The organism is Candidatus Cloacimonadota bacterium, from assembly GCA_020532085.1.
Taxonomy (GTDB): domain Bacteria; phylum Cloacimonadota; class Cloacimonadia; order Cloacimonadales; family Cloacimonadaceae; genus Syntrophosphaera.
This window is the reverse complement of sequence record JAJBAV010000051.1, coordinates 1-11,455: the sequence shown is the minus strand read 5'-3', so window position 1 is coordinate 11,455 and position 11,455 is coordinate 1. Positions and strand designations below refer to the sequence as shown.

Sequence of the window (11,455 nt, the reverse complement as noted above, 5' to 3'; positions counted from 1 at the left end):
CAAAAAAAGGAGGTTTTTCTCAGAATCTGTTAACGAGTGGATCTGAGAATTCAGATACCTTTGACCAGCAGGGCTTGCGGGTCATGGGGGACAGGGTGATGGGCCTCTGCAAAGACCCACCACCCCCTCCAACCAGATGTATCCCCATCCGGAAAGAGTTGATCCACTGGTACTTTTCGTTTCTGTCAAAGTCAAGGATATTGCCAGGTTGGGCCGATCTTTCCCCTGGCAGAAGCCGCGCTGCTGCCCCCGCTGTCGTGCCGGTTTGTGGTGGCACGGCTTTGTCCTTGCCTATTTCTCCTGTTGCGTTGAAGCAGTCTATCTGCGCCGCCTCCGCTGCCCCCACTGCTGCTGCATTGTCCGTCTCCGTCCCTGCGGTTTTTTTCGCCAAATTCGTTCATCCATGCTCGAGGTTCTGCTCGCGATCACCGCCCGCAGGCGTCACGGGCGTTGGCGTCCCGACCTGCCCCGTGGCCGACAGCGTCAGTGGTGGAGACGGATGCGCCGCCTGCTGCTTGCGTTCTTTGGCTGCAGCCACGGTGGTTGCAGTCTGGATAATTTCCGCCGCCTGATCAGAAGCAACATCATCCCGGTCACCGCAGCCGGCAAAAAGGAGAATCGAATCGTGCGCTAACCACCCTACCGTGTTGTAGCCCTGCCCGAATGGAGCCGTCGATGGTAGCAGGAGGACGCTGGAACATTCTCGTTCCAGCCCACGCAACCACGGAGGTATCCATGCACGAGAAAGAGCGAGAGGAGGTGGCCCTGTTCCGATTCGGGGTCATCAGCGAACTGGTCTGCACACGTCTTGACCCCGGAGCACTGGCCGAACGAATCCGCGAGAAGAGTGACCAACGATGGCATATTCCCGCCTCCGGCCGCACCAGGATTTCCGCATCCACCATAAGGCGATGGGTTCGGCTGTACGAAAACTCCGGCCGGCAGCTGGTCGCCCTCTCTCCCACGCCGCGATCCGACCGGGGCAGAAGCAGGCGGGTCGATGAGGAAACCATTCTTTCCCTGGTCAAGCTGCGCAAGGAGTTGCCCGGGCTGCCGGTCGCCAGGCTGATCGAGGAGTTGAGCAAGAGAAACCTCTGTCTTCCGGGGCAGAAGCCCTCGTTGGCAACCGCGTACCGCATCCTCAAGCAGGAGGGGATTTCGCTCAGGAAGACTGAGGTGAAGACGGACCGCCGCCGCTATGAGGCCGAGTATCCCAACGACATCTGGCAGTCCGACGTCATGCACGGCCCCAGGGTGCTGGCCGGCGGAAAACGGCGCAAGACCTACCTGGTCGCCTTTCTCGACGACCACTCCCGCTTGCTGCCCCACGCCGAGTTTTATCTGTCCGAGCGGCTGGACTCCTGGCTGGATGCCTTCCGCCAGGCCCTTTTGGCCAGGGGCATTCCCCGCAAGCTCTATGTCGACAATGGCGCCGCCTTCCGCTCCCGTCACCTGGAGCGGGTCTGCGCCTCACTGGGCATCGCCCTGATCCATACCCCGCCGTATACGCCCCAGGGCAGGGGCAAGATCGAACGCTTCTTCCGCACGGTCCGTGCACAGTTGCTCTCCGGCTTCCAGGGGGACACCCTGGAGGAGCTGAATGAGACCCTGGACCTGTGGGTCAGCGAACAGTATCATCAACGGCCCCATTCCAGCACCGGCCAGGCGCCCTTCAACCGATTCACCACGCACGTCGAACTCATCAGGACACCACCGGTCGACCTCGAGGACCACTTTCGCAAAGAGGTGCGGCGAAGGGTGACCAAGGACCGGACCGTCTCCATTGACGGCCGCCTCTACGAAGCACCCACCCGGTTCATCGGCGAGCAGCTCAGTCTCCTCTATCACGAGCACAAGCCCGAGCGGGTGGAGATCGTCCATCAGGGCCGCTCCCATGGCCTTCTCCTGCCGCTCGATCTCACGGTCAACACCACGGTGCAGAGAGACAAACCGGAACAGGGGATGCTGCCCTTCGGGGAGGGCCAACCATGAGCTACAGACCCTTCTTCGGCTTGACCAGGGAACCGTTCAGCGCCGATCTGGAAACCAGCGCCATCCTCCAAACCGACGAACTCCTCGCCATCGGCCAAAGGGTGGAGTACGTCATCCGCATCGGCGGCATCGCCCTGGTCACCGGCGAGGTCGGCGCCGGCAAGTCCACCTCCCTGCGCTGGGCGGCCGGACAGCTTCACCCCTCCCGATATAAAACCCTGTGGATCACCGCCACCGCCGGCTCCATCCTCGAGGTCTATCGCCAACTGCTGGCAGAACTCGACATCAACACCGTCTCGTCTTCCAGGGCGGTCCTCACCAGGCTCATCCGCCAGCAGATACAGGCCCTGGTCAGTACCAAAAAACAGCAACCGCTGCTCATCATCGACGAGGCCTCCCTGCTCCGGCTGGACGTCTTTGCCGAACTGCACACCCTCACCCAGTTCGAGGGTGATTCCAAACCCTGGCTGCCCGTCATCCTTGCCGGGCAGAACAATCTCGCCGACAACCTCCTCTATCGCACCGCCATCCCCCTGGCCTCACGCGTCGTGGCCAGGGCCCATCTCAAGGCGGTCAACAGAGAACGTATGGAACTCTACGTCAACCATCACCTCGCCCTCGCCGGCCTGAAAAACTCCCCGTTCGACGAGCAGGCCCTCACCGCTGTCCATCAGGGCTCAGGAGGACTGTTTCGCAAGGCCAACCACTTGGCCCGAGGGGCGCTCATCGCCGCAGCGGCGGAAAAATCCCAGCATGTTACCGCCGATCATGTCAGAACAGCGGACTCGGAATTACTCTAACGCAAGGAGATATCTATGAAAGCCGAACAGCACATCTCTTTCCTCGCTGATTTGCTCAACCTGATCAGGGAACTGGACACCTTGGTCAAAGACTATTGCCGCTACTTGACCACCGACCAAGACGGTTCCTTCCTGGAAAAGACGGCATTCGACGAAGAACCCTTCTGAACGAAAACGCAACAGGGAAACGCTTCCCTGTAGGTGAGCCTGTTAAGCAAACGGGGAAGCGTAGCAAAATAATCAGAAAACACTGTCAAGATAATCAGATAAAGCAAAACCATTTAATGTGAGAGGCAACAGAAGCTGGCGAGCGGTTGAACAAAGGGGAGGCTGTCACCCATGCCGACGGCTATTTCCTGGTCGTGCCTCGCTTCACAACAGCTTCGACCAAATACGCTTGGCTTAATCACGTCCAGGCGGTTGGGAAGATGGTATCGCTTCAGCGTGGGCACGCCATCAAATATGATATCTTTGAGATGAAATAGTGCCGGAACTCTACCCTCAAAGCTGGCCAGGAAGCATTTGGCTCACTCTGGCAAGGCACTCCGGCCCGTCATGGCGGGCACTGTTGACCAGGCTGCTCACCGGGTAAGCCACCAATCTCGCCGATGAACAGGGTTTGAGCATTGCCAGCGCCTTCTCGAGTTTTGTCGCGGTTGCGATCCACTCAGCCACATCCTCTTCTTCGAGGATCACCGGCATCCGATCATGAATCGGCTGCACCAGTTCATTGGCCGAGGTGGTGATGATGGCCACGGACTCGATGACCTCTCCTTGCTTTCCCTCCCAGTGGTCCCAAATGCCGGCCAGGGCAAAGACCTCCTCCTTAGCAGGCCGTACAAAATAGGGTTGCTTGCCTGTCCCCTGGCGACCCCACTCGTAGAATCCGCTTGCGGGGACGATGCAGCGACGGTGCCGCACAGGACCCCGGAAGGAAGGCTTGGCCTCGATCCCTTCGGCCCGGGCATTGATGAGCGGACGTTTGCCCCCGGGTTCCTTGGACCAGAAAGGCACCAAGCCCCAGCGAAGCATGACCCATTCAGGGCGTCCCGCCTCCGGGGCGGTGCGAATGGCGAGGATCTCCTGGGACGGCGCGATGTTGTACCGCTCGAAGCGCGGCGGTTCCGACAACTGCAGGGACTCGTAGCCGAACTGGCCCTTGACGAAGAATGCGAACCTGCCGCACATGGCTGTCTCGATCGTTCATGGGGTTGATGGGAGCAAAACACCGGTAGAGAGCCAACTCGATGGCTTTGAATAATTTCCCTTAGGTAAACTCCCGGCAAATCCGGGAGTTTACCTAAGGGAAATTAAAATTTTGGTTTAATCGCTTCAATTGCAGCTGAGACAATGATTTCATGTAAAGATTTATTTTTTGTCCACTTTTCCAGAATATTTTTACTTTTATCCTTTGGAGCTATTCGAACATTTTCGAATCCTGCAGTTTGGAGCATTTTCGCTAACTCTGCAACAGGTGTTGCTCCGGCCATACACTCCGCATGTAATGACAAGTCGTCCCGTAAATGTTCAGGCAACTCGGAGAGGGCAACAATATCGGAAAGGGCGAGGCGACCGCCAGGTTTCAGGACACGGAATGCCTCCTCAAAGACACGAGGCTTGTCTGTTGACAGATTGATGACACAATTCGAAATAATGACATCAATGGAGTTGTCAGCAACCGGTAAATGCTCAATCTCTCCCAAGCGAAACTCGACGTTGAGAAAACCATTGTTGCTTGCGTTAGCCCGGGCCTTGGACAACATCTCCGGGGTCATGTCCACACCGATCACTTGTCCGCTCTCACCAACTTGTCTGGCCGCCAGAAAACAGTCAAATCCCGCCCCACTGCCGAGATCCAGCACCGTTTCACCAGACTTCAGGGCCGCAATAGCCTGAGGGTTTCCGCAGCCAAAACCCAAATTGGCGCCAGTGGGAACCGCTTTCAATTCATCAGGACTGTAGCCCATATGTTCAGCGAGTTCTGGTTTCGAGCCACTGCAACAGGTCGATCCACCACACCCATTATTGGCCGCTTGGCTATACAGATCATGGACCGCTTGTCGGATTTCATTATTTTTCAACATGGGAGCATCTTTCCCTCATGCAAATATTGGAACATTCAACATCGTGCGCTTTATCAGCCGATCCATTTTTCCACTTCAGCCTGCTTCGGTACCCGACCAATGCACTTAACTTGACCATCGATAACAACAGCGGGGGTTGAAAAAACGCCGAGTTTGAGGAACTCTTGAAAGTCATCTACCTTGATGATCTTTGCAGTGATACCTTTCGCAGCGAGAGCCGCCTCGACGACCTGCTGAGTCTTCTCGCAGGAAGCACATCCAGGACCGCAAATTTTAATTTCCATTGTGTTTTTTCTCCTTGGAAAAAAGGACAAGTGAGCTGTAAGTTCCAATAAACGCTTGATAAAATTTTAGTATTGTTAAAATTTTTAATAACTACCAGCTGGTGGTCACTTGACAAGAGAATTAAAAAATATTCTTTTTCCCTGCTGTTATATTGGACGGCAGATACAACTTGACATCGATTTCACCATTTTTTTCAAATCGACATCTTCATTGAGCGAATCTTTCAATACGTTTATCATGGTTCGAGCATATTCTGATTTGCTGTCTTCAGCCAAGCTGTAAATAACCCACGTTGCCTGCCGCTCTTTTGCTACCAAACCAGCTTCTTCAAGGATTTTCATGTGGCTGGACACCGTTGGCTGGGCTATGCCCAGAATCTCTTGAATCTCGCACACGCAAAGAGGCTGTTTCTCGAGCAGCTTAAGCGCTCGGACCCGGTTGGGATCCGACAGGGCTTTCATGACTCGCAGGAAGGTTTGCATCGGGCTAATCCTTATATTTAAATATTTACATGTATAAATTTTAACTTCGTGGGGATATCTGTCAATGCTTTTTCAGGCCCAGGTATCGGAGTGCGCTTTTTTCGTTAAAAAGTTGACGCGGTCAACTGATAAGGCTATACCTCTGCCGGAACCACTCAGGGCAAGGCAAAACCGTCCCCCGCTACCGGGCAAGCCATACATCACCCTATGGAGAACAAGGTGAACTACTCAATGATTTCAGAACTCAGCCGATCGCTCCTTGAGATCGTCTGGCACTTTGGTCCAAAAGGCTTGAACGGTGAGTGCTGCGATAACCTCACGATGCCGGAGTTTATCGCCCTGGACAAAGTCTCGAGCACCAAGGATTGCCCCGTGCAGGATATTGGGATTTCCTTGGGATTCACCAAGAGCGGCGCAACCAGGGTCGTCAATCGTTTAGAGAAGAAAGGTTATGTGAAAAAAATCAAATCCCATGATGACGCCCGATTCTGCTGCGTAGACATCACAGAGAAAGGCGAACTGGTGCTGAAATCTACAGACTCCCGCTATCTCGAAAAGATACATGAACTCGTAGCGAAGATGCCTCCTCAGATCGCTACGGAGGTCGTGCCGGTTTTGCTGACCATGGCAAAATCCTTGAAAGGGTAAAAATTTTTTGAACAAATAGTTGATATAGTCAACCATAAAGAAGGGTGGCCTACATGAATAATTTTCTCAACACTTTGCAATATTTCCTCATAATTACGGCCGAACTGACGGCCCTGTTCCTGGGGATTAGCATGCTGGTTGCTCTGACTTTACAATACATACCCCAAGAGAAACTCCGGCAGTGGCTCTCGCGAGGTGGCATTTGGGGAAATGTTCTGGGAGCTGTCGTGGGGACGCTAACACCATTCTGTGCTTGCTCAACCATTCCCATGACGCTCGGCATGCTGAACGCCGGTGCACCATTCGGACCGGTCATGTCGTTTGTGATTTCTTCGCCCTTGCTGAACCCGATCATCATCAGCATGGTCTGGGCGCTTATGGGATATAAGGCCTGTTTGTTCTATTTCAGCGTGACCTTCACCGGGTCGATCGTCTTTGGCCTCATCCTTGAAAAAACGGGAGGTGCTCGGTATGTAAAAAATGTCAGGATAAAAGCCGCATGTTGCAATGGTAACCAGTTAGACGGTGCTCCTTCTGGATTTCTTGGCAAAATGCAAGTGGCTTTCTTTTCTGCCTGGAGAGACTTTAGAGCCGTTTTAGTTTATCTCTTGATAGGTGTGGCCATTGGCGCCGGTATTTATGGATACATCCCCCAGGATCTGGTTGCCCGCCTTGCGGGTCCAGAAAACCCCCTCGCTATTCCGGTCGCGGCAACGATTGGTGTTCCACTGTATATCCGGGCCGAAACAGCCATTCCCATTGGCTTAGCGTTGTCTCAAAAGGGCATGAGCATGGGGGCCGTCATCGCCCTGATTATCGGCGGTGCGGGAATGGCAATACCTGAAATGGCTATGTTGGCGAGTATTTTCAGAACTCGCCTGGTCGCCTCTATTGTTTTGGTCATTTGGACAACGGCTGTTAGTGCGGGATATATTTTTAACGCACTGCTTTAAATATCAAAGTAGAGGTGTGGAGGAAAAATGGAAAAAGAACAAAAAACGAGCTTTCTCAAAACCTTATTCGGTAAAAAATCGTGCTGTTGCTCCTTCCAGGTGGAAGAGGTGACAGACAAGGAAGATGAGGGCGGTAACAGTGTTGCCCAAGAGGATGAGAACTTAGTGAACAAATCCGAACAATTTTCTGGTCAGGCGGAAAAGAAAAACCGCTGAAAGGAAGATGTTCGACAAAAAAATTTCCACCAAGGCCAGCCCACTTGTTTCCTGTCTCGCAAAGTAGGCTGGCCTTTTTTCAAGGTGTGTTGGCGTAATTTTGCGCAAGAGCCAACGGTTTGAAATTTTTTTTGCACACGATCCTGTTGCGGTAGCCGCGCGTCGCGCCGGCCCCTCGTTGAACGTTTACATCCCCCTCTGCGGCATTGAAAGTTCTCCTTTCTCCTCCCGGTGCCGGCCAAACCGTTGTTCCAGCCATCCATACCATACCGGCAGGACAACCAGGGTCAGGATGGTCGAAGTCACCAGCCCGCCCATGACCACGACGGCCAGGGGTTTTTGAATATCTGCACCGGAACCGGTGGCATAGAGCATGGGCAGATGGCCGATAAAGCTGGTGAGCGCGGTCATGAGCAGCGGTCTGAAGCGCAAACGGCAGCCCTCGTGGATGGTCTCCTCGATGCTGCCTCCCGCTTCCCGCAATTGCCGGAAAAAGGCGATGAGCACCACCCCGTTCTGCACCGCGATCCCGAGCAGGCAGATAAAGGCGACAGCTGCCGACACGGAAAGTGGCAGCCCCCAAACCCAAATGGCCAGGATGCCGCCCACCAGGGCAAAGGGCAGGTTGAGAATGACGAGCAGCGAGTCCCTGATGTTGCCCAGGGCCATATACAGAAGACAGAAGATGAGAAAAAGAGCCACCGGCACGACGATGCTGAGCCGTTGCATGGCGCGCTGCTGGTTTTCGAACTGACCGCCGAACTCAAGGAAGAATCCGGACGGTAATTCCTGCTCGACGGGGGACAGTTTTTCCTGCGCTTCCGCGACAAAACTGCCGAGATCCCGGCCGCGGATATTGACTTCGGCGGCCACCCTGCGCATCCCTTTCTCCCGGCCGATCTGGGCCGGTCCTTCCACCAGGTCGAACCGGGCCACCTGGCCCAGGCGCAGCGGTTCACCGGATGCCCCTCGGATGAGCAACTGCTCCAGGGACTCCAGATCGACCCGGTCGTTCTCGGCCAGACGGACCACGGTGGCGGTGCGCAAGGGACCTTCCACTATTCTCGTCGCCTCGCGTCCGGCCAGGGCGATCTCGATCACCTCGTTGACATCCCCGGTATTCACTCCGTAGCGGGCGAGTTGCTGGCGGTCGTAGGTGATCTCAAGTTGTTCCATGCCAGAAACCTGTTCCACCTTGGCATCCCGTGCGCCTTCGATGCCACCGAGGATTGCGGCAATTCGATCGGCAAAACCTTTCAATGTGTCCAGATCCTCACCATACACCTTGACGGCCAGGTCGCTCTTCACCCCGGAGATCAACTCGTTGACGCGGAGGGCGATGGGCTGGGAAAAAGACAGCCGGATGCCGGGAATTGTCGAGAGTTCCCGATTCATGGCCTCAACCAGTTGCGCCTTGTCGCGTCCCGAAGTCCACTCCTTCTTGGCTTTCAGCATGATGAAAAAGTCGGTCTGCTCCGGCCCCATGGGGTCTTCGGAGATCTCGGCCCGACCGGTTTTACTGACCACGGTCAGGACCTCGGGAAAGGTGGCCAGCAGCCGCTTCTCGATAAAACTGCTGACCGTGGCCGAGCCTTCCAGCGAGGCGTTGGGCAGGCGCACGGCATTGACCGCAATGGCGCCTTCATCCAGGTGGGGCATGAACTCGGTGCCGATACGGGTTGCGGCCCAACCTGCCGCGGCAAGGGCCAGAACAGCAAGGGTCATGGTCACCACCGCGCGCCTGCGAGCACAGGACAGTAGCGCCAGGTATCCTTGACCTAGTTTGCGCACGAACCGGAACTCCTTCTCCGGCCGCTGGTTGAGCACCATGGCTGCCAGCACCGGTACTGCGGTCAGCGCCACCACCAGGGACACCAGAATGGCGATGATCATGGTAGCCGCCAGGGGAAAGAACATCTTGCCCTCTATGCCCTGCAGGGAAAAAAGCGGAACCAGGACGATGGCGATGATCAGCACGGAGAACGACACGGGCCGCGCCACCTCGGCCACCGCCCGCGCGGCAATCCGGATTTTCGAGGATTTTTCCTGGTGCTCGGCAAAATGGCGGCGCACGTTCTCGACGATGACAATGGCCGCGTCGACCACCATACCCACCGAAAAGGCGAGTCCGCCCAGGCTCATCAGGTTTGAACTGATATGGGCCCAGCCCATGATGAGAAAGGTAATGAGAAAGGTGATGGGCAGTGACAGCACGACAATGGCCGCGGATCGAAATTCGGCAAGAAAGAGGAAAAGTACCAGGATAACAAAGACGCCACCCTCCAGGAGCGCGTCGACCACGGTCTTGATGCAGGCCTCGATCAGATCGGTGCGGTCGTAGAACACGTTGATGTGCGCCCCGTCAGGCAGGCTGGCCTGGATGCGTGGGAGCGCCTCTTTGACCCGGCTGACTACCTCCTTGGAGTTTTCGCCGCGGAGCATGATGACCATGCCGGCCACCGTCTCGCCCTGACCGTCCCGGGTGACAGCGCCCTGGCGGGGTTGATGCCCGACCGTGACCTCCGCCACATCGTTGACATGAATGGGCGTACCGTTATGGGATTTGAGCACTACGCCGCCGATGTCGTTCGCCCCGGTGAGTTGCCCCAAGCCGCGAATATAGGTCTGCTCCCATTCGCGGACGATGAATCCGCCGGCGGCATTGGCATTGTTCCTTGCCAGGGCCTCCACGACCGTCCGCAGGCTGAGGTCATATTTAAGCAGCGCCTCCTGGTTGACCAGGACGTGATATTGGCGCACAAAACCACCGAAGCTGTTGACCTCATTGACGCCGGACAGGGGGCGCAGTTGCGGCGTGACCACCGCGTCCTGAAGACGGCGGAGTTCCATGGCGGTCATGCCGGCACCTTCCAGGGTGTACTGGAAAATCTCGCCCAGGCCGGTGCTGATGGGGCCGAGTTCCGGTTCGGCACCTGCGGGCAGGTGTTCGCGGGCAACGGTCAGTCGTTCAAAAATTTGCTGCCGGGCAAAATAGATATCCGTGTTGTCCGGAAAGACGACAATGACCTGGGAAAGTCCGGCCTTGGAGAGCGAGCGCACCTGGGTGACGTGGGGCACGCCGCCCATTTGCTGCTCGATGGGATAGGTGATCTGCTGCTCGACATCGACTGCGGAAAGTCCGGGCGCTTCGGTGAGCACCATCACCTGCACGTTGGTCACATCCGGAAAGGCATCGATGGGCAGTCGGGTCCAGGCCATCCAGCCCGCGGCAACCAAAAGCGTGGTCACGGTGAGGACCATCCAGCGCCGACCGAGAAGGAAGGTGATGCATCGTTCCATGGCGTTTCCCCCTCAATCCGCGCAACCGGCGCCCATCTTGCTGCGCAGCACATCGCTTTTCAGCAGGAAGGAGCCATCCGTGACAATCCGTTGCCCGGCCGTGAGGCCCGCGGTGATCTCCACCTTGTCTTCGAAACGCGCGCCGAGCGTGACCGGCCGCCGGATCCAATAGTCCCCTTCCTTGTGGATGAAGACAAAGGTACGACCCTCGTCGGCCAGGACGGCCACCTTGGGCACAACCAGAGATTCCCCCTGGGCGGGCAACTGCAGACGGACCGTGACAAACATGCCGGGTTTGAGCAGCCCCCCGGGATTGGCGAAGCTGAAGCGGGCCTTGACGGTACGGGTCGTTTCGTTCATCCGGCCAGCCACTGTCTCCAGCCGGCCAGTGAAACTGTGGCCCATGGTCTCGATTTTGGCCGCCTTGCCGGAGGTATTGGCAAGGACGGCGAGGTCCGCCTCCTGCACGTCGGCCAGAACCCACACCGTCTCCAGGTCGGAGATGGTGAACAGCGGTTTGCCCGCTTCGACCTGTTCACCTGAACCGGCATTGCCTTCGATAACAATCCCTTCCCTCGAGGCGCGGACCACCAGAACACCGTTCAAGGCCTCGCCCCCATTCCTGGCGGAGATGGCCTCGATGGCCGTTGTGCCGAGGCCCAGGCGCTGCAACAGGCTGCGGGCAGCGGCGAGTT

At 56.5% G+C, this 11,455-nt stretch carries 13 protein-coding genes; 7 read left to right on the top strand and 6 right to left on the bottom strand.

Annotation, left to right across the window (positions count from 1 at the left end):
- Positions 1-735 precede the first annotated feature (735 nt).
- The 4 genes from LHW45_10255 to LHW45_10240 all read left to right on the top strand — a co-directional run bounded on the left by LHW45_10255 (position 736) and on the right by LHW45_10240 (position 3,277).
- Positions 736-1,992, top strand: a complete 1,257-nt coding sequence (locus tag LHW45_10255; protein ID MCB5285953.1) for an IS481 family transposase — start codon at positions 736-738, stop codon at positions 1,990-1,992.
- Entirely contained in the window at positions 1,989-2,792 is an 804-nt protein-coding gene (locus LHW45_10250) for an AAA family ATPase (GenBank protein ID MCB5285952.1), read from the top strand. Before LHW45_10255 ends, LHW45_10250 begins: the two co-directional genes overlap by 4 nt.
- Positions 2,793-2,807: 15 nt before the next feature.
- Positions 2,808-2,960, top strand: a complete 153-nt coding sequence (locus tag LHW45_10245) for a hypothetical protein (protein ID MCB5285951.1) — start codon at positions 2,808-2,810, stop codon at positions 2,958-2,960.
- Positions 2,961-3,106: 146 nt separating this feature from the next.
- Positions 3,107-3,277 carry a DUF3237 domain-containing protein gene (locus tag LHW45_10240; protein ID MCB5285950.1) on the top strand — a complete coding sequence of 57 codons (171 nt, stop codon included), beginning with the start codon at positions 3,107-3,109 and terminating at the stop codon, positions 3,275-3,277.
- A gap of 16 nt (positions 3,278-3,293) precedes the next feature.
- On the opposite strand, the gene LHW45_10235 is transcribed toward LHW45_10240, so the two are convergent.
- The 4 genes from LHW45_10235 to LHW45_10220 form a co-directional block, all read right to left on the bottom strand.
- The gene (locus LHW45_10235; protein MCB5285949.1) at positions 3,294-3,980 is read right to left on the bottom strand and encodes an SOS response-associated peptidase; all 687 of its coding nucleotides are present in this window, start codon (positions 3,978-3,980) and stop codon (positions 3,294-3,296) included.
- Positions 3,981-4,102: 122 nt separating this feature from the next.
- The gene (locus LHW45_10230) at positions 4,103-4,876 is read right to left on the bottom strand and encodes an arsenite methyltransferase (GenBank protein ID MCB5285948.1); all 774 of its coding nucleotides are present in this window, start codon (positions 4,874-4,876) and stop codon (positions 4,103-4,105) included.
- A 53-nt stretch (positions 4,877-4,929) separates the two neighbouring features.
- Positions 4,930-5,160 (bottom strand): thioredoxin family protein, encoded by a 231-nt coding sequence (locus tag LHW45_10225; GenBank protein MCB5285947.1) that lies wholly within the window; start codon positions 5,158-5,160, stop codon positions 4,930-4,932.
- Positions 5,161-5,307: 147 nt separating this feature from the next.
- The gene (locus LHW45_10220; protein ID MCB5285946.1) at positions 5,308-5,643 is read right to left on the bottom strand and encodes a metalloregulator ArsR/SmtB family transcription factor; all 336 of its coding nucleotides are present in this window, start codon (positions 5,641-5,643) and stop codon (positions 5,308-5,310) included.
- A gap of 219 nt (positions 5,644-5,862) precedes the next feature.
- Here LHW45_10220 and LHW45_10215 point away from each other — a divergent pair, with 219 nt between their 5' ends.
- From LHW45_10215 to LHW45_10205, 3 genes are read left to right on the top strand one after another with little or no spacing between them, the layout of a single operon-like run.
- Positions 5,863-6,291 (top strand): MarR family transcriptional regulator, encoded by a 429-nt coding sequence (locus LHW45_10215; protein ID MCB5285945.1) that lies wholly within the window; start codon positions 5,863-5,865, stop codon positions 6,289-6,291.
- 53 nt (positions 6,292-6,344) lie between these two features.
- Entirely contained in the window at positions 6,345-7,244 is a 900-nt protein-coding gene (locus LHW45_10210) for a permease (protein ID MCB5285944.1), read from the top strand.
- Between the two features lie 27 nt (positions 7,245-7,271).
- Complete coding sequence (locus LHW45_10205) at positions 7,272-7,460, top strand: hypothetical protein (protein MCB5285943.1); 189 nt, start codon at positions 7,272-7,274, stop codon at positions 7,458-7,460.
- A gap of 186 nt (positions 7,461-7,646) precedes the next feature.
- Here the strand turns inward: LHW45_10205 and LHW45_10200 are convergent, their stop codons facing one another.
- Positions 7,647-10,760, bottom strand: a complete 3,114-nt coding sequence (locus LHW45_10200; GenBank protein MCB5285942.1) for a CusA/CzcA family heavy metal efflux RND transporter — start codon at positions 10,758-10,760, stop codon at positions 7,647-7,649.
- Positions 10,761-10,772: 12 nt separating this feature from the next.
- Positions 10,773-11,455, bottom strand: a 683-nt coding sequence (locus LHW45_10195; protein ID MCB5285941.1) for an efflux RND transporter periplasmic adaptor subunit, incomplete at its 5' end; no start/stop codon positions are given.